At 67.1% G+C, this 23,545-nt stretch carries 20 protein-coding genes; 11 read left to right on the top strand and 9 right to left on the bottom strand.

Annotated elements, in window-relative coordinates; translation table 11 throughout:
- The first annotated feature begins 308 nt into the window (after positions 1-308).
- The 3 genes from K9D25_RS08110 (at position 309) to cysW (ending at position 3,205) form a co-directional block, all read left to right on the top strand.
- Complete coding sequence (locus tag K9D25_RS08110; RefSeq protein ID WP_244450345.1) at positions 309-1,331, top strand: sulfate ABC transporter substrate-binding protein; 1,023 nt, start codon at positions 309-311, stop codon at positions 1,329-1,331.
- Between the two features lie 231 nt (positions 1,332-1,562).
- Positions 1,563-2,372 (top strand): sulfate ABC transporter permease subunit CysT, encoded by an 810-nt coding sequence (cysT, locus tag K9D25_RS08105; RefSeq protein ID WP_244450827.1) that lies wholly within the window; start codon positions 1,563-1,565, stop codon positions 2,370-2,372.
- Positions 2,369-3,205, top strand: coding sequence for a sulfate ABC transporter permease subunit CysW (gene cysW / locus K9D25_RS08100; RefSeq protein ID WP_244450344.1), 837 nt, complete (start codon positions 2,369-2,371; stop codon positions 3,203-3,205). Before cysT ends, cysW begins: the two co-directional genes overlap by 4 nt.
- Positions 3,206-3,209: 4 nt before the next feature.
- On the opposite strand, the gene K9D25_RS08095 is transcribed toward cysW, so the two are convergent.
- Complete coding sequence (locus tag K9D25_RS08095) at positions 3,210-3,791, bottom strand: YqaA family protein (protein WP_244450343.1); 582 nt, start codon at positions 3,789-3,791, stop codon at positions 3,210-3,212.
- A 51-nt stretch (positions 3,792-3,842) separates the two neighbouring features.
- Positions 3,843-4,283, bottom strand: coding sequence for a phosphoribosyl-ATP diphosphatase (gene hisE / locus K9D25_RS08090; protein ID WP_244450342.1), 441 nt, complete (start codon positions 4,281-4,283; stop codon positions 3,843-3,845).
- Positions 4,284-4,484: 201 nt separating this feature from the next.
- On the opposite strand from hisE, the gene K9D25_RS24910 reads away from it, so the two are divergent.
- Positions 4,485-5,867, top strand: coding sequence for a D-alanyl-D-alanine carboxypeptidase family protein (locus K9D25_RS24910; RefSeq protein ID WP_432207940.1), 1,383 nt, complete (start codon positions 4,485-4,487; stop codon positions 5,865-5,867).
- A 55-nt stretch (positions 5,868-5,922) separates the two neighbouring features.
- Positions 5,923-7,050 (top strand): CobW family GTP-binding protein, encoded by a 1,128-nt coding sequence (locus K9D25_RS08075; RefSeq protein ID WP_244450341.1) that lies wholly within the window; start codon positions 5,923-5,925, stop codon positions 7,048-7,050.
- Between the two features lie 25 nt (positions 7,051-7,075).
- On the opposite strand, the gene K9D25_RS08070 is transcribed toward K9D25_RS08075, so the two are convergent.
- The 4 genes from K9D25_RS08070 to K9D25_RS08055 form a co-directional block, all read right to left on the bottom strand.
- Positions 7,076-7,705 (bottom strand): CAP domain-containing protein, encoded by a 630-nt coding sequence (locus K9D25_RS08070; protein WP_244450340.1) that lies wholly within the window; start codon positions 7,703-7,705, stop codon positions 7,076-7,078.
- Positions 7,706-7,818: 113 nt separating this feature from the next.
- Complete coding sequence (locus K9D25_RS08065) at positions 7,819-10,260, bottom strand: DUF3772 domain-containing protein (protein WP_432207939.1); 2,442 nt, start codon at positions 10,258-10,260, stop codon at positions 7,819-7,821.
- Between the two features lie 219 nt (positions 10,261-10,479).
- Positions 10,480-11,142 carry a GNAT family N-acetyltransferase gene (locus K9D25_RS08060; RefSeq protein ID WP_244450338.1) on the bottom strand — a complete coding sequence of 221 codons (663 nt, stop codon included), beginning with the start codon at positions 11,140-11,142 and terminating at the stop codon, positions 10,480-10,482.
- 222 nt (positions 11,143-11,364) lie between these two features.
- Complete coding sequence (locus K9D25_RS08055) at positions 11,365-12,249, bottom strand: trypsin-like peptidase domain-containing protein (protein ID WP_244450337.1); 885 nt, start codon at positions 12,247-12,249, stop codon at positions 11,365-11,367.
- Between the two features lie 234 nt (positions 12,250-12,483).
- Here K9D25_RS08055 and zapE point away from each other — a divergent pair, with 234 nt between their 5' ends.
- The 6 genes from zapE (at position 12,484) to lpdA (ending at position 21,735) form a co-directional block, all read left to right on the top strand.
- Positions 12,484-13,704 carry a cell division protein ZapE gene (gene zapE / locus K9D25_RS08050; protein WP_244450336.1) on the top strand — a complete coding sequence of 407 codons (1,221 nt, stop codon included), beginning with the start codon at positions 12,484-12,486 and terminating at the stop codon, positions 13,702-13,704.
- A gap of 67 nt (positions 13,705-13,771) precedes the next feature.
- Positions 13,772-14,491, top strand: coding sequence for a DUF1003 domain-containing protein (locus tag K9D25_RS08045; protein ID WP_244450335.1), 720 nt, complete (start codon positions 13,772-13,774; stop codon positions 14,489-14,491).
- Between the two features lie 176 nt (positions 14,492-14,667).
- The gene (mdh, locus tag K9D25_RS08040; RefSeq protein WP_244450334.1) at positions 14,668-15,633 is read left to right on the top strand and encodes a malate dehydrogenase; all 966 of its coding nucleotides are present in this window, start codon (positions 14,668-14,670) and stop codon (positions 15,631-15,633) included.
- 325 nt (positions 15,634-15,958) lie between these two features.
- Positions 15,959-18,940, top strand: coding sequence for a 2-oxoglutarate dehydrogenase E1 component (locus K9D25_RS08035; RefSeq protein ID WP_244450333.1), 2,982 nt, complete (start codon positions 15,959-15,961; stop codon positions 18,938-18,940).
- 77 nt (positions 18,941-19,017) lie between these two features.
- Positions 19,018-20,268: a 2-oxoglutarate dehydrogenase complex dihydrolipoyllysine-residue succinyltransferase gene (gene odhB / locus K9D25_RS08030; protein ID WP_244450332.1), complete on the top strand. Its 1,251-nt coding sequence runs from the start codon at positions 19,018-19,020 to the stop codon at positions 20,266-20,268.
- A 66-nt stretch (positions 20,269-20,334) separates the two neighbouring features.
- Positions 20,335-21,735: a dihydrolipoyl dehydrogenase gene (lpdA, locus tag K9D25_RS08025; protein ID WP_244450331.1), complete on the top strand. Its 1,401-nt coding sequence runs from the start codon at positions 20,335-20,337 to the stop codon at positions 21,733-21,735.
- 89 nt (positions 21,736-21,824) lie between these two features.
- Here the strand turns inward: lpdA and K9D25_RS24905 are convergent, their stop codons facing one another.
- The 3 genes from K9D25_RS24905 to K9D25_RS08015 all read right to left on the bottom strand — a co-directional run bounded on the left by K9D25_RS24905 (position 21,825) and on the right by K9D25_RS08015 (position 23,496).
- Positions 21,825-21,947, bottom strand: a complete 123-nt coding sequence (locus K9D25_RS24905) for a hypothetical protein (protein ID WP_279613799.1) — start codon at positions 21,945-21,947, stop codon at positions 21,825-21,827.
- 114 nt (positions 21,948-22,061) lie between these two features.
- A complete protein-coding gene (locus tag K9D25_RS08020) occupies positions 22,062-22,496 on the bottom strand; it encodes a VOC family protein (RefSeq protein ID WP_244450330.1) in 435 nt (144 codons plus the stop codon).
- Between the two features lie 7 nt (positions 22,497-22,503).
- Positions 22,504-23,496: a tyrosine recombinase XerC gene (locus K9D25_RS08015; RefSeq protein WP_244450329.1), complete on the bottom strand. Its 993-nt coding sequence runs from the start codon at positions 23,494-23,496 to the stop codon at positions 22,504-22,506.
- Positions 23,497-23,545 lie beyond the last annotated feature (49 nt).

Here is a 23,545-nt window from a genome sequence, read left to right as displayed (position 1 = left end):
GCCGCCTTCGCGCCCTCATCCCCGGGCTTGACCCGGGGATCCAGCCTTCCCACGCCGCCCGACGCCGGCACCGCGCGGGACCTCTCACCCGCTGCGGCCGAGTTCACCGGCGCCCGGTCTCGGGGTGCCCGGGTCAAGCCCGGGAATGAGAGACACCGGGGCGCGGCACCCCTTACCCCGCCGCATTTCCGTAGATTTCCGCTATTTCCTATTAATTCGGTAGAATTAATATTGACCCCGGCCCCTCCCTGTGGAAACCTCTCCCATCACATTCACCAGCGCCACCGCGCTGCCGGGGGAGATTGCCCATGTCGTTTCATTTCAGGCCGGCGGCCGTCGCCGCGCTCGTGGCCGCTCTGGCGGCACCGCTCGCCTACAGCCCGCCGGTGCGCGCCGCCGACGTGACGCTGCTCAACGTGTCCTACGACCCCACGCGCGAACTCTATTCGCAGTTCAACAAGCTGTTCGCCGAGCACTACAAGGCGGAAACCGGCAAGAGCATCGAGATCAAGACCTCGCATGGCGGTTCCGGCAAGCAGGCGCGCTCGGTGATCGACGGCCTTGAGGCCGATGTCGTCACCCTGGCGCTGGCCTATGACATCGACGCCATCGCCGATAAGGGCTTCCTGGCGCAGGATTGGCAGAAGCGCCTGCCGGACAATGCCTCGCCCTACACCTCGACCATCGTGTTCCTGGTGCGCAAGGGCAACCCGAAGGGCATCAAGGACTGGAACGACCTCACAAAGCCGGGCGTGCAGGTCATCACCCCCAACCCGAAGACCTCGGGCGGGGCGCGCTGGAACTACCTCGCCGCCTGGGCCTATGCGCTCAAGCAGAATGGCGGCGACGCGGAAAAGGCCAAGGCCTTTGTCGGCGAGATCTACAAGCATGTCCCGGTGCTCGACACCGGCGCGCGCGGCTCCACCGTCACCTTCACCGAGCGCGGTGTCGGCGACGTGCTGCTCGCCTGGGAGAACGAGGCCTTCCTGTCGAAGAAGGAGTTCGGCGACGACAAGTTCGACATCGTCGTGCCCTCGCTCTCCATACTCGCCGAACCGCCGGTGGCGGTGGTCGACAAGAATGTCGCGCGCAAGGGCACAAGCGACGTCGCCGAGGCCTATCTGAAGCTGCTCTACTCCAAGGAAGGCCAGAAGCTGGCGGCGGAGAACTTCTACCGCCCGCGCGACCCCGAGGTCGCCAAGGCCTATGAGAAGGTGTTCCCCAAGGTGGAACTCGTGACCATTGACGACCCGGCTTTCGGCGGCTGGCGCAAGGCACAGAAGACCCACTTCGCCGATGGCGGCGTGTTCGACCAGATCTATTCCAACTGAGACGGGCCGGCGGGGCCGGTCGCGTCGGGCTCGAACGGTCCGATCGGCCTCACTGTCCACCTCATCGGCCTCATCGGCCACCGCTTTCGATCCCCTCCGGGCCGTGCCGCAAGGCACGGCCTTCGCCGTGACCACCCCTCCCGGAGCACCGCCTTGAGCGAGACGAGCCTGGACCGCCCCACCCTTGTCGGCACCGCCCCGCCCCCCGCCGCGCCACGGGCGCAGGGCGTCATTCCCGGCTTCGGCCTCACGCTGGGGCTCACCTTGCTCTGGCTGTCGCTGGTGGTGCTCATCCCGCTGGCGGCGCTGTTCCTGAAGACGGCGGAACTGTCGCCGGACCGGATTCTCGCCATCCTCACCGCCCCTAGAACATTGAACGCGCTGAAGATTTCCTTCGGCCTCTCGCTCGCGGCGGCGAGCATAAACATGGTGCTCGGCGCGCTCATCGTCTGGGCGCTGGTTCGTTATGACTTCCCGGGACGGCGGGTGCTCGACGCGCTGATCGACATCCCCTTCGCCCTACCCACGGCGGTGGCCGGCATCGCGCTGACCACGCTCTATGCCGAGAATGGCTGGGTCGGCAGCCTGCTGGCTCCCTTCGGCATCAAGGTCGCGTTCACGCCGCTCGGCATATTAATCGCGTTGATTTTCATAGGCTTGCCCTTTGTTGTGCGCACGGTTCAGCCGGTGCTGGAAGACCTCGACCACGATCTGGAGGAAGCCGCCGCCACGCTCGGCGCCGGGCGCTGGACCACGATCCGGCGCATCATTGCCCCGGCGGTGCTGCCGGCCTTCCTCACCGGCTTCGCCCTCGCCTTCGCCCGCGCGGTCGGCGAATATGGCTCGGTGATCTTCATCGCCGGCAACCTGCCCAATGTGTCGGAAATCGCGCCGCTGCTCATCGTCATTAGGCTGGAAGAATTCCGCTACGCCGACGCCACCGCGATTGCGGCGACCATGCTGGTGGCGTCTTTTCTTTTGCTGTTCGTTGTCAATGGCTTGCAGCGCTGGTCGCAGAGCCGCACCGGGAGGCTGGCATGAGCACCTCACCCGTCCGCGACGAGCCCGCTTTGGTCAAGGCGCTGGTCATCGGGCTGGCGGCCGGCATTGTCGGCCTGCTCATCGTCCTCCCCCTCATCGCCGTCTTCGCACAGGCCTTCACCAAGGGTTGGGACGCCTATCTCGCGGCGCTGGTGGAGCCTGACGCGCTAGCGGCGATCCGCCTCACTCTGCTCGTCACCGCCCTCTCCCTCACCGCCAATACGGTGATGGGCCTCGTCATGGCCTGGGCGATCACCAAGTTCGAATTCCGCGGCAAGAGCCTGCTCATCTCCCTGATCGACCTGCCTTTTTCGGTCTCCCCCGTGGTAGCGGGCCTCGTTTTCGTGCTGCTGTTCGGCGCGCAGGGCTATTTTGGGCCGTGGCTGATCGACAATGGCTGGAAGATCATCTTCTCCTGGCCCGGCATCACGCTGGCGACGATTTTCGTCACCTTCCCCTTCGTCGCTCGGGAGCTGATTCCGCTGATGCAGGAACAGGGTACGACGGAGGAGGAAGCGGCGGTCACCCTCGGCGCCGGCGGCTGGCGGGTGTTCTCGCGCGTCACCCTGCCTAATATCAAATGGGCCCTGCTCTACGGCGTCCTGCTGTGCAACGCCCGCGCCATGGGCGAGTTCGGCGCGGTCTCGGTCGTGTCAGGCCATGTGCGCGGCGAGACCAACACCATCCCGCTGCAGGTCGAGATCCTCTATAACGAGTACCAGTTCCAGGCGTCCTTCGCCGTCGCCTCGCTGCTGGCGCTGCTCGCCATCGTCACCCTGCTGGCCAAGACCGTGCTGGAAGCCCGCCTCGGCCGCAGCGGCGGAGGGCATTGAGCGCTCAGAACAGATACACCGCCGCCAGCACGCCGCCCACGACCAGCACGGCAAAGGCCGCCGTCACCAGCCCGAGCCGTTCCTCGATGAAGGTCCGCGCGGCCGGCCCGATCCAGTAAAGCAGGCCCGCCACCATGAAGAAGCGCAGGCCGCGGGTGACGACCGAAAGCACGATGAACCAGAACAGGCTGTAATGGGCGAAGCCCGAGGTGATCGTCACCACCTTGTAGGGGATCGGAGTCAGTCCCTTGATCAGGATGATCCAGTGACCATAGCGCTGATACGCCTCGGTGAAGGCGTCCACCTTGGCGCCATAGCCATAAAGCTGGATCAGGAACAGACCGAGCGAGTCGTAGAGCAGCGCACCGATCGCATAGCCGAACAGGCCGCCCACGACCGAGGCGAGCGTGCACACGGTCGCGTACCACCAGGCGCGCGAGGGCCGTGCCAGGCACATCGGCACCAGCATCACATCCGGAGGCACCGGAAAGAACGAGCTTTCGGCAAAGGAAACCCCGGCCAGCGCCCAAGGCGCAGAGGGGCGCTCGGCGAGGTCGATCACCCATTGGTAGAGACGGCGCAGCATGGGAGGCCTGACGGAAAGAGACTAAGGGAGCCCCGCCGCGCGAAACGACGACTAGGGACGCCGGCGCGGAAGGTCGGGAAGCGGGACGGCGCCGGCACCGTCGGCAAGGTCCCAGAGCAGCGGCCCGGCGGGGCCCGGAGTGCTCCCCAATAGCGGCGAATCCTTGCCGGATCCTGACCGCCGCTTGGGAATCTTCTCGGCCATGCCCAAGAGCTTCTCGCGCCGGCGCATTTCCGCCCACACGTCCTCCGGCTCGATGCCGAGCTCGGCCCACAACACCACGAGATTGTAGATCAGGTCGGCGCTCTCGCGCACGGTGGCGGCACGGTCGCCGATGACGCCGTCCAGCGCCACTTCGACGGCCTCTTCGGCCACCTTCTTGGCCATCGCCGCCCGCCCCTTGCGCAACAGTTTCGCGGTGCGCGGCGAAGGGTTGCTCCCCCTTCGCGTGGCGACCACAGCGGCATACAGGCGGCGTATCGAATCACTCATGACTGGATTGTAGAGCCAACTACATGAAGGCTTCGCGGCAGAAACGCGCCTGGCTGGCGGCGCTGTGATCGCCCGCCCGGCTTTGCCTTTTGCGCCGCGGCAGCGATCGGGTTATTGAAAGGGCGCAAAAGCCTTTTTCAGGCTGGCCGGTCCTGCCGTGCGCGCCGTCGCTCTCATCGTGAAACGGATACTGGAAGCGTGCTGAACCTTTCCCTGTTCCGCCCCCGCCTTCGCCACCGCGCCGGGCGCCGCCTGGCACCACTGCTGGCCCTCCTGCTGCTTGCGCCGCTGCTGCTGGCCCCGGTGGCGGCGCGGGCGACGCCCTCGCTGGTGATCGACGTGGAAAGCGGCAAGGTGCTGCTGGCGGAAGACGCGACCAAGCCGTGGTATCCCGCCTCCATCACCAAGCTCATGACGGCCTATGTCACCTTCAAGGCGCTGCGGGCGGGCCGGCTGACGCCGGAAACGCTGATCACCGTGTCCGAGAATGCGGCGGCGCAGAAGCCTTCCAAGATGGGCTTCAAGGTCGGCACTCAGGTCACGGTCGACAACGCCTTGAAGATGATGCTGGTGAAGTCGGCCAACGACATGGCCGTGGTCCTCGCCGAGGGCGTGGGTGGCTCCCTGCCCGGCTTCATCGACGAGATGAACGCCACCGCCGCCGAACTCGGCATGACCGGCACCCATTACGCCAATCCCAATGGCCTGCCGGACCCGGGGCAGGTGTCCACCGCGCGAGACCTCGCCATTCTCGCCCGCGCCATCTTCCTCAATTTCCCGGAGCAGGCCGATCTTTTCCGCATTCCCGCGATCAAGCTCGGCCCGGCGGTCATCCGCAGCTACAACAAGCTGATCGACCGCTATCCCGGTGCCGACGGCATGAAGACCGGCTTCATCTGCGCCTCCGGCTTCAATCTCGTCGCCAGCGCCACGCGCGGCAACCGCCATCTCCTCGCGGTCGTGCTCGGCACCGAGTCCGGCAAGGCCCGCACCGAGGAAGCGGCCCTGCTGCTGGAACGCGGCTTCCAGCAATCCGGCAATATTTTCGGCTCCATCGCCCCCTCGGTCGACTCGCTGCGCAATGAATCCGGCCCACCGACCGATATGCGCGCGCAGGTCTGCGGCGGCCAGCGCAAGAACACCGCTTCGGAAGCCGATGACGACAGCGGCCCGGCGGCCACGGGCTTCGTCGCCGCCGGCATGGCCCAGCTCGGCGAGAACGTGACCGGCGCCAGCCTTCTGCAGAAGCTGCCGCCCTCCATGCCCCCGGTCGAGGTGTGGGTCGGCCCCTTCCCCAGCGCCGAGGCGCTCGCCGCCGCCTATCCGCCGCCGCCGGCCCCGAAAAAGCCCGCGACCGCGAAGAAGCCGGGCGAGAAGAAGGGGCAGACAACGGCGATCATCGACCCGGCCGATCCTTCGGCTCCCGCCGCGCCGAAACCTAAGCCCAAGCCGAAGCCCGCAACGGCGCAGGCTTCCGACGCGAAGCCCGCGGCCAAGCCAGCCACCGCCAAGCCCGCCGCGGCGAGACCTGCTGCGAAGCCAGCGCCGGCGCCGATGGACCTCGCCCCTCCCCCGCCGCAATAGCATTGGCGCCGCCCAGCCTCGCGTGACCGGGGCGTGCCCGAACAGGATGTCGCCCATGAGCGAGGCCACCCGTCTTCCGCCGGAACCGATTCCGGTCACGCTGCTCACCGGGTTTCTCGGTGCCGGCAAGACGACGCTGCTGAACGCCCTGCTGCAGCAGCCCGGCATGGCGGACACCGCTGTGCTGATCAACGAGTTCGGCGAGATCGGGCTCGACCATCTGCTGGTGCAGCATTTCGACGACGCCACCGTGCTGCTGGCCTCGGGCTGCCTGTGCTGCACCATCCGCGGCGATCTCTCGGAAGGGCTGGAGCAATTGCTGCGGCGGATGGACAATGGCGCCATCCCGCCGTTTCGACGCGTCGTGATCGAAACCACCGGCCTCGCCGACCCGGCGCCGATCCTGCACGTGCTGATGATGCACCCTTATCTGGTGATGCGCTTCCGGCTGGATGGCGTCGTCACCGTCGTCGATGCGGTGAACGGTCTCGGCACGCTCGACGCCCACCCCGAATCCGTGCGGCAGGCGGCAATCTCTGACCGCATCGTGCTCACCAAGACCGACCTCATCGACACGCCGGCGCGCGAAGGTGACCTCGCCGCGCTGCGCCAGCGCCTCGCCCGCCTCGCGCCCGGCGCGCCGCTTCTGGATGCGGCGAAGGGCGAAGCGACACCGGAGGCCCTGTTCGGCGCCGGCCTCTACGATCCCGCGACGAAGATTCCCGACGTTTCGCGCTGGCTGGCGGACGAGGCGATCCTGGCGGCGGAGGAAGCCTCGCGCGTCCATGCACACGACGAGAACCGCCATGACGAGCGCATTCGCGCCTTCACCGTGGCGACGGAAGCCCCGGTCTCGGCGGCGGCGATCGACATGTTTCTGGAACTGGTGCGGGGCACGCATGGACCGAAGCTGCTGCGGCTCAAGGGCATCGTGAAGCTCGGCGAAGACCCCGATCATCCCCTCGTGCTGCATGGGGTGCAGCACGTGCTGCACCCGCCGAGCCAGCTTCCCGCCTGGCCGGACGACGACCGCCGCACGCGGCTGGTGATGATCGTGCGCGATGTCGAGCCGGCGGTCATCCGTCGGCTGTTCGACGCCTTCATGGGGCTTCCGGCGGTCGACCGGCCCGACCGCGTCGCGATGACCGACAACCCGCTCGCGCCGGCAACGCTCAGGCGCTGAGGGCGAGCGCCGGCCGGCGCTGAGCCTACTGCCCGGAGATCGGCGCGCCGTTGAGCAGAACCTGCGTGCCGCCCGCCGCCGGTGCGCTGGCGGACGCGCCGGCCGGGTTCGCCGCTGCCGCCTCGGCCGCCTCGGCCTTCGGGTCCGGCACCGCGATCACCATCGCCCAGTAGACGCTGTACTTGCTGCGCGGCGACCGCACCGCGGCGATGCCGAGCCGGGTCGCGCCGGGCAGCAACATGTTCTTGTTGTGGGAAGGCGAGTCGCGCCAGCCCGAGAACGCCTCCGCCAGCGTGTGATAGCCGGCGCCGACATTCTCCGCCGCCCTCAGCCCGCTGAACCCCGCTGCCTTCAGCCTTGTGGTGAGACCACGGCCACCGATATTGTGCGAGAGCTGGTCCGCCGCCGCCATCGCCTTGGCCTGCCGTTCGGCCACCGTCATCAACACCGGGTCGATCGTCACCGCCGGCAGGCCGCGCCCGCGCCGATAGTCGCTGATCAGGTTGGCCGCCGCCTGGGGGTCAAGGGCGCCGCCCTTGGCGATATTGGCATAAAAGGTCTCGTCCACCGGCACGGTGGTGGGGCCGGCGGCGCAGGCCGCCAGCAGGAGGGGCACCAGCAGGAGGCCGGCGAGGCGCTTCAGCGGCAAGGACATGCGACACTCTCAAGCAGGAGCGGAGACGGGAAATCCGGGCACGATTGATCCGCCCGGATCGGTAAACCAATCGCTAACGCGCACGCCGTCGGTCGGTCGGGTCACCAGAATGATCAGGCGCCGTCATCCCCGGCCGCCGGCTCCTCCCCGATCCGCCCGCCGCGATAGATGCTCCAGGGCGTATAGGGAATACCGATCTTCGCCGCCTTCAGCCGGTCGAGCACGGCGAAATGCAGGTCGCTCTTCACGGTCAGCGCATAGTCGACATTGGCCACGACGCAGCGCAGCTCGAATTTGAGATAGCTGTCGCCGAACGCCATCAGAAACACGCGCGGCGGCGGCGACCGCAGCACCTGCGGGTGGTCGCAGGCGCAGCCGATCAAAATGTCGCGCACCTCGTCGGCATCCGCATCATAGGCGACGTTGACGGCGACGATGACCCGCCCGGTGGTGTTCGCGTGGGTGAAGTTCTTCACCATGCCGGTAATGAGATCAGAATTGGGGATCAGCACCGCCGCACGATCGAAGGTCTCGATCTCGGTCGCGCGCACGCTGATGCGCCGCACATAGCCTTCCTCGCCCTTCACCGCGATGGTGTCGCCGACCCGGATCGGCCGCTCGGCAAGCAGGATCAGGCCGGAGACGAAGTTCGACACGATGGACTGGAGGCCAAAGCCGATACCGACCGAGAGCGCACCGGCGACAAGCGCGATGTTCTCAAGGTTCAGCCCCAGTTGGCCCATCGCCATCGCGATGACGGTGATGGAGCCGATATAGCCGATGATGGTGGCGATGGAGTTCTGCAGACCCTGGTCGAACGCGGTCTTCGGCAGGATCGCCACCGCGAACCAGCGCTGGATGGCGCGGGCGATGACGATGCCGACCGCCAGGAAGAGCAGCGCGCTCAGAATATCGCCGATGGCGACCGTCGAATTGCCGATGGTAAAGCCGAGCGTGACACGGCTCGCAATATCGGCGAGATCGGAGGTGGAGGTGCCGAAGGTCCCGACCGTGAGGATGACGATACCGATGATCGCCACCGCCTTCAAAAGGCCCGCCGTCAGCACGGCGAGAAGTTCGAGGCTTGCCGGCCGCACGCCGATCAGCTTCGCGGCATGGCGGGCGCGCGGGCCGGTCGCCAGTGCATCGATGAACAGCGAGTTGATCAGGGCGACCACGAGATAGAGCGTGCCCGCCATCACGACGGCGATCAGCGCCCGCGACGACAGGAAGCTTGCGAAGCTCACATAGCCGATCACCAGCGCGCCGACGACGGTGAGGTTCAGGATCCAGAAGGGAAACTTGATCCAGTTGAGCAGGGAGGACGACGGCACCTCGCCGGCATCCGCCGTCGGGGCGGCGGTTTCCTTGGCGGCCCCGGCCTTGGCGTCGGTGATATCCTCGTCGCTATCGCCGGAGAGCGCATTCAGCGCCCGCATGCTGCGCGAGGCGACCAGCACGAGGCAGAGCGACATCGCAGCGCTGGTCGCGACCGAAAGCGGCACTGGAACCACCAGAGCGCGATGGAAGGCGCCCAGCGTCACCGCGACCGCCAAAATCCACAAGCCGATCGAGGCAAAGCGGAAGATCAGGCCCGCGATCTCATTCGACAGTGGCACGACGCGGCGCTGCGGCTCGCGCGGCGCCAGCGCCCCGTCGAGCAGGCCGACGCCGATGGCAACGATCGAGATAGCGAGCAGAAGCCCCTGCGCGATTTCATTCACGCGGGACGGCAGAAGGTCAAAACCGTTCAACAGCGCCAGAACGGCGGTGGCGGCCAGCGGCCCTGCCGCCATGCGCAGAATGGCGACCAGCGCCGACAGGCTGCACGCCCGCAGCCGTGAGATCGGCGCCCCATCCACGCCGAGTTCCGCACGGCGGATCGGGCGCGCCACCACGCTGCGTGCGACGAAGATCAGCCCGACGATAAGCAGGGAGGCGAGGCCGATGGCGATCTGGCCGATCGGCTGCATGCGGGCATTGGCATAGGCCGCCCAATCGCTGAGAAGATAGTTGACCCCGCGCAGTTCAATCGGCACCGCCGCCGCCGCTGCCAGCCAGAGCGAGGGATCAAGCACGCTGTAGGACCGGGCGAGCAACTGGTCCGTGAACAGCGCCCGCCGCCGGCTGGTGATGCGATCCGACAGCTGGTCCGCCCGCACCTTCAACAGCTTGGCCTGTTTGAGCACGGCATCGAGTTCGGCCGCGCGGGCGGAGAGCGCGTCGCGCTCGGCGGTGATGGAAGCGCTTTCGGCCGGGGCGTCGTCGGCGGGCTTGGGCCCGATTTCCTTCACGCGGTGGTTCAGATTGGCCAGCAGCGGGTCCAGCGCGGCGATGCCCGTTGTGAGGTCCGCCCGTACGGGATCGAGCCGGGCGCGAAGATCGTCGAGATCGCTGGAGCGCAGTCCGTCACGCCCAAGCGCCGCTTCCACGCCATCGACAATGGCGCGCTGGCCTTCCAGCTTTTCCTGCACCTGCTGCTGTTCGGGCGGGATCTGCGCGAAGCCAGCGCCAGCACCCACCAATACGACCAGAGCGACGAGAGCGGCCAGCATCAGCCGCGCGAACGGCGGCACGACGGACAGGATCAAGCCTGGGCGCGGCGCGGCGGTGCGGCGCGCGGTGGCAGACGAGACGGCGGGGGAAAAGCTGGAGAACATAGGGCCAGGACAATTGGAGCCAGTGGCCGACCTGTCTCAGTCCCGATCAAGGCCAAGTCAAGGCCGCCAGGCGCCGCCATGCGAGCGCTGCAAGAGCGGCGCCGCCGCGCGCCGTCAATTGCCGCGCAGGTGCGGCGGCAACATCCGCTCCTGCAGGTCGGCGGCGGAGAACAGCACGGCGAAGATGTCGCCGATAAATTCGCGGGCCTGCGAGAAGAAAGTGGCGCGCGGGGCGCGCATGCGTCCCACCATTTCCTCGTCATCGAGTTGGAGATCGGCGGCATGGTGGACCGCGAGATTGCGCATCGGCCCGTTATTGGGAAGGAACACCACCTGCAATTCCTCGATGCCGCGATTCTGCGCCAGCAGGACCAGATGGCGCATCAGCGCCGAGCCGATGCCTCTGCCCTGCCACGGCCGCTCGACGCTGAACGCGGCCTCCGCAGCCGCCGGCTTGCCCGCACGCCGGCCAAGCGGATGCAGCTCGGCGAGCGCCCGCAGCTCACCGTCGATGAAATAGCCCACCGCGCTGGCATCGCCGGACACCACGCGGGTGGCATGGCGGGCCAGCGCGCCATCCGACACCACGCCGCCGAAGCGCATGAAGCGGCTCAGCGGATCGAGGCGCAGCAGATGCGCCAGGATCAACTCGCGTTCCGCCGGAACCAGCTTGCGGATATGGCCGGCCACGCGTTCAGCGCCATGAGACGCCGTCGCGCGCGCGGCCATGGGCTCGGCGGCAGGCTCGGAAGAAGAAGCGTTTACGGGCAGTGTCATCGGCTTGGCCTCAGCGGCACCGCGGTTCTTTATTGCGGCGCAACACAAATATGCGCACCGCACAAGGAGACAACTCCCGCATCTGCATGGCTTGCATGCGACACAAGCGAGGCCGCCGTTACCGGCGACCGTCGCGAACAGATGATCACTCTACACCGCAAGCGAGAGCACGACTATCGGTAAGCACCCGCACCCCAGGGCCGGCGATGAGACCAGGGCGCGCTAGCGGCTCGCGCTGAGGCTCTGGGCCCGCGTCGCCACGTCGACGATGGCCTCGCGCAGGCCGCCTTCGGCGGACAGGCCGAAATTATAGTGGCTCATCGAGAAGGGACCGACCTTGCCGGGGTGGGCCGAGCGAAAGCCGACATAGACACCCAGGAAGGCGCCCTCAGGCGAAAGGATCGCCGCACCGGACACCCCGCCCTCGGCGTCGCAGTCAATGGCCACTTCGCGCAGGCCACCGGGCGCGGTTGCGGTCACCTTGCGGGCTTGGCAGTTCTGCAGCGAATAGCTCTCGACGCCGCCACTGCGCGCCGCCGCCGCCAGAACGATATTGCCCGGAACCGGCATCGTACCCGGCATATAGGGCTTCACCCCCTTGGCGGGCGCCGCGAGCGGTACCACCGCCCAGTCTTTCACCGCCGGCTGGGTGTAGGGCTGACGCGCGCCGCAGACCACCTTGTCGACATCGACCTCGATTTTCTGGCGCCCGCCGGCCGTGTTGATCTCGAAGGTGCAGGCCGCGCCCCTTCCGCGCGGCTCGCCGCCGGGTGCGAACAGGACATGCGCGGCGGTCACCAGCACATTATTGGCCCCGACGAGCTGGCCGGTGCCCACCGCCGAACCGCAGCGCACCAGCCCGGTTGCACCGAAGCGTGAGGCCATGGCCGCCGGTGTCAGGCCGAAGCTGCGGGCATAGTCGTCACGCGAGAGGCGGTCGTCCTTGTCGATGATGATGGCGGAAGACGGCAGGCTGGCGGATGCCGCGCTCTTGCTCTCGATCGGACCGGCCTTGGCCGGCACGATTGCCAAGCTGCAGATGCCGACCAGAGCGAGGCAAAGGGCCGCCGTTCTTGTCCCGAAGTCGCCCCACACGTGCCTGTGCATGCCGGTGCCCGCCTGTCATCACATGATTGCGAGTGTGGCGGCGGCAGGGGGACAGCGTCAAGGCGCGATCGTGTTAATGCTGTGACGCGCCCCTTGGTTCCCGCAGCTCAGCCATGCATTAAGCGCATGCATCGGGCCTGATTGACGACGCCGGGCCATCCTGCCGCAGTGGGACCCTTGTCGCAACGGCGCGGGGAGGTTAAGCGTGCGCCGCAACATCGCGGGGTGCCCGATATGGCGGAAACGGTGGCGGCGGAAGCGGGTGGATCCGTGCTCGCTGCGCGATATGTCGCCCGCATGGCGGCCGGCGACATCTCGCCCGATGCCGGCCAGGCACGGGTGGTCGGCGCGCTGGCGGCGCTGGAGCAGCGCATCGCCTCCCGTCGCCTCGCGCGCAAGTCCTCGGCTCTCGGCTGGCTATTCGCGCGGCGCGAGGACAGCATTCCCCGCGTGCGCGGGCTCTACATTCACGGCGCGGTCGGCCGCGGCAAGACCATGCTGGTCGACCTGTTCTATGAGAGCGTCGCGGTCCGCAAGCGCAAGCGGCGCGCGCATTTCCACGAATTCATGGCCGATGTGCATGCCCGCATCTTTCAGGTGCGCACGGACATGAAGGCGGGCCGCATCAAGGATGGCGACCCCATCGCCATCGTCGCCGCCGCGCTTTACGAAGAAGCATGGCTGCTCTGTTTTGACGAGTTCCACGTCACCGACATCGCCGATGCGATGATCCTCGGCCGGCTGTTCGAGAAGCTGTTCGACCTTGGCGTGGTGATCGTCGCCACCTCCAATGTCGCCCCGCACGATCTCTATGAAGGCGGCCTCAACCGCGCGCTGTTCCTGCCCTTCATCGCCATGATCGAAGAGCACATGGAAGTGGTGCGCATCGAATCGCCCACCGACTACCGCATGGAAAAGCTCGGCGGCGTGCGCACCTGGTATGTGCCAGCCGCGCACGAGACCATGGCCGATGTCGACCGCGAGATGGACAAGGTCTGGCACCGCGTGGCGGGCGTCGACGGCGGCGCCCCCGCCAGCCTGGCCTCGGGTGGACGCACGCTCACCGTGCCGCGCGCCGGCGGCGGCGCGGCACGATTTTCATTCGAGAACCTGTGCGGCGTGCCGCTCGGAGCGACGGACTATCTGCGGCTGGCACGGACCTACCACACCATCCTCATCGAGCACATTCCGCGCCTCGACCAGGACCGGCGCAACGAGGCCAAGCGCTTCATCACGCTGATCGACGAATTCTACGAGAAGGGCGTGAAGGTCGTCGCCTCCGCGGAGGCCGAGCCGGAGCAGCTCTATCTCGGCACCGAAGGGGCGGAAGCCTTCGAGTGGGCGCGCACCGTCTCGCGCCTGCACGAGATGCGCTCGGAAGACTACATTGCTCGTCCGCACGGCCGTGGCGACTCGCAGGCGAGCGGCAACACCACCGGACTGGTCGAAACCTGATAGGCAAACGGCATTGAACCTCTGCGGGTCGCTCCGCACCTCCCTGCCCTGATCCGGACGCTCGCCCATGAGCCGCCGACCCAAGACATCCCACGAGACGGCACACCATACCTGCGCCCTCACCGGCAATGTGGTTTCCGCACGAGACGGCCTGCGCCTCGACATGCTGCGACCCGGCCTCGCCGATCACATAAAGGCGCTCCATCCCGACATCGCCCCTGACGCCTACATCTCCCGCAAGGCGCTGGCGAAGGAGCGCGCCGCCTATATCGCCGACACGCTGAAGGCGGAGCGCGGCGACCTCAGCCAGCTCGACCACGATGTCATCGCCAGCCTGGCAGCCAACGACATCTTGACCGAGAACATCGAGGAGGAGATCGAAAGCGGCCGGACTTTCGGCGAGCGCGCGGCCGACGCCATCGCCTCCTTCGGCGGCAGCTGGACCTTCATCATCTCGTTCATCGTCTTCATCATGATATGGATGGCGCTGAACGTCGCCGGGATGATGGGCGCCTTCGACCCTTACCCGTTCATTCTCCTCAATCTGGTGCTGTCCTGTATCGCCGCCCTTCAAGCGCCCGTCATCATGATGAGCCAGAAGCGTCAGGAGGAGAAAGACCGGCAACGCTCGGAGAATGATTACCGCATCAACCTCAAGGCCGAGCTGGAAATCCGCCATCTGCACGAGAAGATCGACCACATGCTGACCCGGCAATGGGAGCGGCTGGCGGAGATTCAGGCAATCCAGATCGAGCTCATGGAAGATCTCGCCAGCCGGCGACATTAGACCCACCGCCGACTCATTCCCGATAGGTATTTCGTATACCAGTTACTTGGTCCGAAAGTCTTAAGCCCTCGTATTTACCCCGATGCCCATCCTCGCTTGAACCATACGGCGATAAGGTCTATCGGAACCCGCGCGGCGTAGCGCCGCACCCTTCCCTCGGAAAGTCAGGAAATCTCATGGCTCGAGCAAAGATTGCACTGATCGGGGCCGGCCAGATCGGCGGTACTCTCGCCCTTCTCGCAGGCCTCAAGGAACTCGGCGACGTCGTCATGTTCGACGTGGCGGAAGGTATTCCGCAGGGCAAGAGCCTCGACATTGCCGAAGCGTCCCCGGTCCTCGGCTTCGACGCCACGCTCGTGGGCACCAATGGCTATGAGGCGATCGAGGGCGCGGATGTGGTGATCGTCACCGCTGGCGTGCCGCGCAAGCCGGGCATGAGCCGCTCCGACCTTCTCGACATCAATCTCAAGGTCATGCAGCAGGTCGGCGCCGGTATCGCCAAATTCGCGCCGGACGCCTTCGTCATCTGCGTCACCAACCCGCTCGACGCCATGGTGTGGGCGCTGCAGAAGGCCTCCGGCCTTCCCACCCACAAGGTGGTCGGCATGGCCGGCGTGCTCGATTCCGCCCGTTTCCGCTATTTCCTCGCCGACGAGTTCAACGTCTCGGTGGAAGACGTCACCGCCTTCGTGCTTGGCGGCCATGGCGACGACATGGTGCCGCTGGTGCGCTATTCCGGCGTCGCCGGCATCCCGCTGCCGGACCTCGTCAAGATGGGCTGGACCAGCCAGGAGAAGGTGGACTCCATTGTCGACCGCACCCGCAAGGGCGGCGGCGAGATCGTCAACCTGCTGAAGACCGGCTCGGCCTTCTACGCGCCCGCCGCCTCGGCCATCGAGATGGCGACCTCTTATCTGCGCGACAAGAAGCGTCTCCTGCCCTGCGCCGCCTACCTCACCGGCCAGTACGGGATCGACGACCTTTATCTCGGCGTCCCGGTCATCATCGGCGCCAATGGCGTCGAGCGGGTCGTGGAGATCGAACTCGACGCCCATGAGCGCGCCATGCTCGACAAGTCGATCGCCTCGGTGAAGGAACTCGTCGCCGAATGCCAGAAGATCGCGCCCGGCCTCGGCGCGTGAGCTTTTCCAGCGGCCTGCGGCGGGGCGGACAGTCCCGTCGCGAGGACGTGAACGGCGATCGGGCCGTTTCGAGGCGGCGGGAAGCCCCCGCCGCTGGCGCGTCAAGTGCCGGTGCCGTTATTGCTTGTGAATGATGGTCCGCGTTTTCGCATTCCCGTGCCGCATTCCTGCGGCATTCCCGAAGTGAATACGAGGGCTATATAGAGCCTACGACTTTCGCCCCGCCCTGCAGGGCGCCGCAGTCAGCCCCGGGCAACGCCCGCAGGCGATCTACGGCACGAAAGTACTGCCAACGGACCCGACCCGGTCCCCCCAGGAGCCGACGATGTCGCGCGCGGACGTGAACGAGACCTTCCTCAATACCTCCTTCCTCTACGGAGCCAATGCGGCCTGGATCGAGGACCTCTATGCCCGCTTCGAAGCCGACCCCAATTCGGTGGATGCCGAATGGCAGGCCTTCTTCGCCGGGCTGAAGGACGCTCCGGCCGATGTCGAGAAGAGCGCCCGCGGCGCCTCCTGGAAGAAGGAGGGCTGGCCGATCCACGCCAATGGCGAACTCGTCTCGGCGATGGACGGTCAGTGGATCGAGGTGGAGAAGGCGATCGGCCGCAAGGTCGAAGCCAAGGCGGCGGAGAAGGCGCAGAAGTCCGGTGTCGAGCTGACTTCCGCCGATGTGCAGCAAGCCACCCGCGACTCCGTCAAGGCGCTGATGATGATCCGCGCCTATCGCATGCGCGGCCATCTTCACGCCAAGCTCGACCCGCTGGGTCTTGAGCCCGTGCGCGCCGCGCCCGAGCTCGACCCCGCCTCCTATGGCTTCCGCGAGGCCGATCTCGACCGGCCGATCTTCATCGACCATGTGCTGGGCATGGAATTCGCCACCGTCCGCCAGATGGTTGCCATTCTGCAGCGTACCTATTGCGCGACGCTCGGCGTCGAGTTCATGCACATCTCCTCGCCCGAGGAGAAGGCGTGGATCCAGGAGCGGATCGAGGGGCCGGACAAGGAAATCACCTTCACCCGCGAGGGCAAGCGCGCCATCCTCAACAAGCTGGTGGAAGCCGAGGGCTTCGAGAAATTCCTCGATGTCCGCTACACCGGCACTAAGCGCTTCGGCCTTGACGGCGGCGAAAGCCTGATCCCGGCGCTGGAACAGATCATCAAGCGCGGCGGCAATCTCGGCGTGAAGGAAATCGTGCTGGGCATGGCCCATCGCGGCCGCCTCAACGTGCTGACGCAGGTGATGGGCAAGCCCCACCGCGCCCTGTTCCACGAGTTCAAGGGCGGCTCCTGGGCGCCGGACGAGGTCGAAGGTTCGGGCGACGTGAAGTACCATCTTGGTGCGTCGTCGGACCGCGAGTTCGACGGCAATCAGGTGCACCTGTCGCTCACCGCCAACCCGTCGCATCTCGAAATCGTCGATCCCGTGGTGCTGGGCAAGGCGCGCGCCAAGCAGGACCTGCTGCGCGACGCCGAGCGCACCCAGGTGATGCCGCTGCTGCTGCATGGCGACGCCGCCTTCGCCGGTCAGGGCGTGGTGGCCGAATGCCTCGGCCTGTCCGGGCTGAAGGGACACCGCACCGGCGGCTCGATCCACTTCATCATCAACAACCAGATCGGCTTCACCACCTATCCGCGCTTCTCGCGCTCCTCGCCCTACCCGTCCGATGTGGCGAAGACCATCGAGGCGCCGATCTTCCATGTGAATGGCGACGACCCTGAGGCCGTGACCTTCGCCGCGAAGATCGCCACCGAATTCCGCCAGCGCTTCCGCAAGCCGGTCGTGGTGGACATGTTCTGCTACCGCCGCTTCGGCCACAACGAGGGCGACGAGCCGGCCTTCACCCAGCCGCTGATGTACAAGCTCATCAAGCAGCACCCGACCACGCTTGAGCTGTATTCCCGCAAGCTGGAAGCCGAAGGCGTGATCGCGCCGGGCGAGATCGACGCCATGCGCGCGGAATGGCGCTCGAAGCTCGATATCGAGTATGAAGCCGGCCAGGCCTACAAGCCGAACAAGGCGGACTGGCTCGACGGCCGCTGGGCCGGCCTCAAGGCCGCCGCCGCCGAGGACGACCCGCGCCGCGGCGTCACCGGCGTCGCCCTCGACGAGCTGCGCATGATCGGTGACCGCATCACCACCGTGCCGGAGGGCTTCCATGTCCACCGCACCATCCAGCGCTTCCTCGATGCCCGCCGCAAGGCGATCCTCGACGACGGCGCCGGCATCGACTGGTCGACGGCGGAGGCGCTCGCCTTCACCTCGCTCCAGCTCGAAGGCCACCCGGTGCGTCTCTCCGGCCAGGATTGCGAGCGCGGCACCTTCTCGCAGCGCCATTCGGTGCTGATCGACCAGGAAACCGAGGAGCGCCACACCCCGTTCAATCATGTGCGGGAGGGCCAGGCCCATTACGAGGTCATCAATTCGATGCTCTCGGAAGAGGCGGTGCTCGGCTTCGAATATGGCTACTCGCTTTCCGAGCCCAACGCGCTCACCATGTGGGAAGCGCAGTTCGGTGACTTCGCCAATGGCGCACAGGTGATCTTCGATCAATTCCTGTCGTCCGGCGAGCGCAAGTGGCTGCGCATGTCCGGCCTCGTCTGCCTGCTGCCGCACGGCTATGAAGGCCAGGGGCCGGAGCATTCCTCCGCCCGCCTGGAGCGCTATCTGCAGATGTGCGCCGAAGACAACATGCAGGTCGCCAATCTGACGACGCCGGCGAACTATTTCCACGCCCTGCGCCGGCAGCTCAAGCGCGACTTCCGCAAGCCGCTGATCCTGATGACGCCGAAGAGCCTGCTGCGCCACAAGCGCGCTGTCTCGACCCTGGCGGAACTCGGGCCGCAGACCACCTTCCACCGCGTGCTGTGGGACGATGCCGACCGCAACTTCGCCGCCGCCCTGCCGGCGGAAGCGGTGAAGCTGAAGGCCGACAGCGAGATCCGCCGCGTCGTGCTGTGCTCGGGCAAGGTCTATTATGACCTCTATGAGGAGCGCGAGCGCCGGGGCATCGACGACATCTACCTGCTGCGCGTCGAACAGCTCTTCCCCTTCCCGCTCAAGACGCTGGCGCAGGAGATCGGCCGCTTCAAGCAGGCCGAAATCGTCTGGTGCCAGGAGGAGCCGAAGAACCAGGGCGCCTGGGCCTTCGTGCAGCCCTATCTGGAATGGGTGCTGGAACAGGCCGGCTCTGCCTCGTCGCGGCCGCGCTACACCGGCCGCCCGGCCTCCGCCGCCACGGCGACGGGGCTGATGTCCAAGCATCTGGCACAGCTCAAGGCGTTCCTGCAGGACGCTCTGGGCTGAACTGACCGACGACCCGCATTCGCAAGACCCGAGGGAGTGCCGGCCCCGTAGCCGGCAAACGGTGAGGAAGAACGAGCATGGCCACCGAGATCCGCGTTCCGACGTTGGGCGAATCGGTCACCGAGGCAACGATCGGCAAGTGGTTCAAGAAGGCCGGCGACACTGTCGCCGCCGACGAGCCGATCGTCGAGCTGGAGACCGACAAGGTCACGATCGAGGTGCCCGCACCCTCGGCCGGCGTGCTCTCGGAGATCATCGCCAAGGATGGCGAAACGGTCGGCGTCGGCGCGCTGCTCGGCTCCATCGGCGAAGGCTCCGGCGCGGCCAAGGCGGCGCCCGCCGCGGCACCCGTCAAGGCGGAAGCGCCCAAGGCTGAGGGCCCCAAGGCGGAAGCGCCCAAGGCTGAAGCTCCGGCTCCGGCCCCGGCAGCCGCGCCGGCCGGTTCCAACGGCCCGGCCGTCGCCAAGCTGGCGGCGGAGAGCGGGCTGAACCCGGCCATGCTCGCCGGCACCGGCAAGGATGCGCGCGTGACCAAGGGCGACATGCTCGCGGCTCTGGCCGCCGCGCCGGCGCCCGCCGCCGCCCGCGCCCCGGCCGCCCCGCGCGCGCCCTCCGCGCCGGACGACGCCGCGCGCGAAGAGCGCGTGAAGATGACCAAGCTGCGCCAGACCATCGCCCGCCGTCTCAAGGACGCGCAGGACACGGCGGCGATGCTCACCACCTTCAACGATGTCGACATGTCGGCGGTGATGAGCCTTCGCGCGCAGTACAAGGACGTGTTCGAGAAGAAGCACGGCGTGAAGCTCGGCTTCATGGGCTTCTTCACCAAGGCGGTCATCCAGGCCCTGAAGGACGTGCCCGAGGTCAATGCCGAGATCGACGGCACCGATCTGGTTTATAAGAACTACTACCACATCGGCATCGCCGTCGGCACCGACAAGGGCCTTGTGGTTCCCGTGGTGCGCGACGCCGACCAGCTTTCCGTGGCTGGCATCGAGAAGGCCATTGCCGGCCTCGGCCGCAAGGCGCGTGACGGCAAGCTCGGCATTGAGGACATGCAGGGCGGCACGTTCACCATCACCAATGGCGGCATCTACGGCTCGCTGATGTCGACGCCGATCCTCAACGCGCCGCAGTCGGGCATTCTCGGCATGCACCGCATCGAGGAGCGCCCGGTGGTGGTGAAGGGCCAGATCGTCGCCCGGCCGATGATGTATCTGGCGCTGAGCTACGATCACCGCATCGTCGACGGCAAGGGCGCGGTGACCTTCCTGGTCCGCGTCAAGGAAGCCCTCGAAGACCCGACCCGCCTCGTGCTGGATCTGTGATCGGCCGTCGCCTTCTTCTTCCGAGCGGCTGGCCCGGTCCGGCCGCTCCCCTCAACGGGTAGCAACATGTCCTACGATCTTGTCGTCATCGGCACCGGCCCCGGCGGCTATGTGTGCGCCATCCGCGCCGCCCAGCTCGGGCTCAAGGTCGCGGTGGTCGAGAAGCGCGCCACCTTCGGCGGCACCTGCCTCAACATTGGCTGCGTTCCCTCCAAGGCGCTGCTGCACGCCTCGCACCGCTTCGAGGAGGCCGGGCACCATTTCGCCAAGATGGGCATCAAGGTCGGCACGCCCGAGCTCGATCACAAAGCGTTTCTGGGCTTCAAGGATCAGGCGGTGGAAGGCAACACCAAGGGCGTCGCCTTCCTGATGAAGAAGAACAAGATCGACACCTTCCACGGCACGGCGAGCATCCCCGCAGCGGGCAAGGTCGATGTCGCCATGGCGGACGGTTCGCAGCAGACGCTGGAGACCAAGGCCATCGTCATCGCCACCGGCTCGGATGTGGCCAAGCTTCCCGGCATCGCCATCGACGAGACCCGCATCGTCTCCTCGACCGGTGCCATCGCGCTGGAGAAGGTGCCGGGCAAGCTGCTCGTCGTCGGCGCCGGCGTCATCGGGCTGGAACTGGGCAGCGTGTGGCGCCGCCTTGGCGCTGAGGTCACCGTGGTCGAATATCTCGACCGCATCCTGCCCGGCATGGACAATGAGGTCGCCAAGTCGTTCCAGCGAATCCTGGAGAAGCAGGGCGTGGCGTTCAAGCTGGGCGCCAAGGTCACCGGCGTCGACAGCTCCGGCGAGACGCTGAAGGTCTCGGTCGAGCCCGCCGCCGGCGGCGAGGCGCAGACGCTGGAGGCCGATGTGGTGCTCGTCGCCATCGGCCGCGTGCCCTATACGGAAGGGCTGGGGCTGGAGGCGCTCGGCGTCGAGAAGGACAGCCGCGGGCGCGTCGTCACCGACCACTATTACCGCACCAATATCCCCGGCATCTTCGCCATTGGCGACGCCATTGCCGGTCCGATGCTGGCGCACAAGGCTGAAGACGAGGGCGTGGCGCTGGCTGAACTCCTCGCGGGACAGGCCGGCCATGTGAATTACGACGTGATTCCGGCGGTGGTGTACACCTTCCCGGAAGTGGCTTCGGTCGGCAAGACCGAGGAAGAGCTGAAGCAGGCCGGCATCGCCTACACGGTCGGCAAGTTCCCCTTCCTCGCCAATGGCCGCGCCAAGGCCAATGACGAGACGGACGGGTTCGTGAAAATCCTCGCCGACGCCACCACCGACCGCGTGCTCGGCGCGCATATCATCGGCTCGGAAGCCGGCGAGCTGATCCATGAATGCGCGGTGCTGATGGAGTTCGGCGGCTCGTCGGAGGATCTCGCCCGCACCTGCCACGCCCACCCGACCCGCTCGGAAGCGGTGAAGGAAGCGGCCATGGCGGTGGAGAAGCGCGCCATCCACATGTGAGGCGCGCGCCTTACTGCGCAGATCGTAAAAAAAACCGGCCCGGAAGTCGCCTTCCGGGCCGTTTTCGTTCAGGTGGAGAAGAGGCTGGGTCAGGAACCCTTCACCTCGGTCTGCGCCGGCTTGGCCGCATGCGCCGGGCAATCGGCGAAAGCGGCACCCGTTGCGGCCGTGGTGAGGGCAAGCGCGCACAGAGCGGTCACGAGACGCTTCATGGAATGTCTCCTCTGCTGTCGGGGTCCAATGGCCCGAAGTGTCACTCAGCTTCCCCAGCGTGAAAAGCCCCGCCCCGGTTTCCAAACACCGCCCTCGGTGATTTAACGGCCGGCTCACGCATCCGTGTAGGTCACAGCCTCGATCTTCCATCCATCGGGATCGAACAGGAAGGCGGCGAAATAGCCTTCGCCGTAATGCGGCCGCAGGCCCGGCCCGCCGGCATCGCGCCCACCCGCCGTCAGCCCGGCGGCGTGGAACGCCTCCACCGCCCGCCGCGTCGGTGCCATGAAGCAGAGATGGAATCCCGGCGGCGGGGCAATCACATCGGCGCGGTGCTGGATCCAGAACGGGGCGGCGCCCGGCGTGCCCTCGGGCGACGGCATCTCTCCTTCCGGCCCCCAGCAGGCGGATTCCCCCTCGGGCTCCTCATGCGACGACACCCGGACGAAGCCGAGCGGCGCCAGCACCGCATCATAGAAGGCAAGGGAACGCGCATAGTCGCTGACCCCGATCGACATATGCTCGATCATCGGCTGGATTGGCGTCATGGGCCCCTCATTTGGCGGTGGCGCGCGGATGCGCTGCCTTCCACGCTGCCATCAGCGTCTCGGTATCGACGGCGGCATAGATCTGCGTCGTGGAAAGCGAGGCGTGGCCGAGAAGTTCCTGGATCGAGCGCAGGTCACCGCCGCGCCCCAGCAGATGGGTCGCGAAGGAATGGCGCAGCGCGTGCGGCGTGGCGCTGTCGGGCAGGCCGAGCGCACCGCGCATGCGCTCCACGGCCAATTGCACGATGCGCGGCGAGAGCGGACCGCCCTTGGCGCCACGAAACAATGGCGCGGTCGGTTCAAGCTCATACGGGCACGCGCGAGCATAGGCGTCGACGGCCTCGATCACCGGCCGCAGCACCGGCACCATACGGGTCTTGCCGCCCTTGCCGTGGACGACGATCTGATCGCCGCGCCCCGGCTCAGGCATGTCCCGGCGCATCATTCCCAGCGCTTCCGAGATTCGCAGGCCAGAGCCGTAGAGCAACGCGATCACCGCCGCATCGCGGGCGAGAATCCAGGGCTCGCGCGCGTCTCCCGCCCGCGTGGCGGGGTCGGCCAGCGCGCGGGCGTCCTGCGGCGCCAGCGGGCGCGGCAGGGTGCGTGGCACGCGCGGCCCACGCACGGCCGTGAGCGCGCCGACCTTGCCAAGCCCCTCGCGTTCCAGATGCCGGGCGAAGGAACGGGCGGCGGCGAGAAAACGCATCTGCCTGCGGGGCTCGATCCCCTCCGCGCGACGGGCGGCGATCACCGCGCGCACGTCGCGCGGCTCCAGCGCGCCAAGGTCGCCGAGTGTTGGGCCATGCCCGATCTGTCGCGCCAGCAGGCCGAGAAAGGTCGCGACATCGCGGGCATAGGCCTCGCGGGTCTTGGGGGAGAGCCGACGCTCATGGCCGAGCCGCCCGAGCCAGCCTGTCAGCCCCTCCGCCACATCCGGCGCCGCCCCCGCGAGCAGAGCGCGCTCGGCGCGTGCCGCCTTCTGTGCGTCCGTGCTTGCCATGCCGCCCTCCGTATAGGCGTCTCTAATATCGGCCGGCGGTTAAGATTCG

This window comes from Ancylobacter polymorphus (genome assembly GCF_022836935.1).
GTDB lineage: Bacteria > Pseudomonadota > Alphaproteobacteria > Rhizobiales > Xanthobacteraceae > Ancylobacter > Ancylobacter polymorphus_A.
The sequence above is the reverse complement of the archived record's forward strand: the minus strand, read 5'-3'. Positions and strand labels throughout refer to the sequence as shown.

What these genes read in the sequence shown, in the direction of transcription:
- K9D25_RS08110 (WP_244450345.1), top strand. Translation starts at nt 309, where the DNA reads ATGTCGTTTCATTTCAGGCCGGCGGCCGTCGCCGCGCTCGTGGCCGCT.
- cysW (WP_244450344.1), top strand. Translation starts at nt 2,369, where the DNA reads ATGAGCACCTCACCCGTCCGCGACGAGCCCGCTTTGGTCAAGGCGCTG.
- K9D25_RS08095 (WP_244450343.1), bottom strand. Translation starts at nt 3,791, where the DNA reads ATGCTGCGCCGTCTCTACCAATGGGTGATCGACCTCGCCGAGCGCCCC.
- hisE (WP_244450342.1), bottom strand. Translation starts at nt 4,283, where the DNA reads ATGAGTGATTCGATACGCCGCCTGTATGCCGCTGTGGTCGCCACGCGA.
- K9D25_RS08075 (WP_244450341.1), top strand. Translation starts at nt 5,923, where the DNA reads ATGAGCGAGGCCACCCGTCTTCCGCCGGAACCGATTCCGGTCACGCTG.
- K9D25_RS08070 (WP_244450340.1), bottom strand. Translation starts at nt 7,705, where the DNA reads ATGTCCTTGCCGCTGAAGCGCCTCGCCGGCCTCCTGCTGGTGCCCCTC.
- K9D25_RS08065 (WP_432207939.1), bottom strand. Translation starts at nt 10,260, where the DNA reads ATGCTGGCCGCTCTCGTCGCTCTGGTCGTATTGGTGGGTGCTGGCGCT.
- K9D25_RS08060 (WP_244450338.1), bottom strand. Translation starts at nt 11,142, where the DNA reads ATGACACTGCCCGTAAACGCTTCTTCTTCCGAGCCTGCCGCCGAGCCC.
- K9D25_RS08055 (WP_244450337.1), bottom strand. Translation starts at nt 12,249, where the DNA reads ATGCACAGGCACGTGTGGGGCGACTTCGGGACAAGAACGGCGGCCCTT.
- zapE (WP_244450336.1), top strand. Translation starts at nt 12,484, where the DNA reads ATGGCGGAAACGGTGGCGGCGGAAGCGGGTGGATCCGTGCTCGCTGCG.
- K9D25_RS08045 (WP_244450335.1), top strand. Translation starts at nt 13,772, where the DNA reads ATGAGCCGCCGACCCAAGACATCCCACGAGACGGCACACCATACCTGC.
- mdh (WP_244450334.1), top strand. Translation starts at nt 14,668, where the DNA reads ATGGCTCGAGCAAAGATTGCACTGATCGGGGCCGGCCAGATCGGCGGT.
- K9D25_RS08035 (WP_244450333.1), top strand. Translation starts at nt 15,959, where the DNA reads ATGTCGCGCGCGGACGTGAACGAGACCTTCCTCAATACCTCCTTCCTC.
- odhB (WP_244450332.1), top strand. Translation starts at nt 19,018, where the DNA reads ATGGCCACCGAGATCCGCGTTCCGACGTTGGGCGAATCGGTCACCGAG.
- lpdA (WP_244450331.1), top strand. Translation starts at nt 20,335, where the DNA reads ATGTCCTACGATCTTGTCGTCATCGGCACCGGCCCCGGCGGCTATGTG.
- K9D25_RS24905 (WP_279613799.1), bottom strand. Translation starts at nt 21,947, where the DNA reads ATGAAGCGTCTCGTGACCGCTCTGTGCGCGCTTGCCCTCACCACGGCC.
- K9D25_RS08020 (WP_244450330.1), bottom strand. Translation starts at nt 22,496, where the DNA reads ATGACGCCAATCCAGCCGATGATCGAGCATATGTCGATCGGGGTCAGC.
- K9D25_RS08015 (WP_244450329.1), bottom strand. Translation starts at nt 23,496, where the DNA reads ATGGCAAGCACGGACGCACAGAAGGCGGCACGCGCCGAGCGCGCTCTG.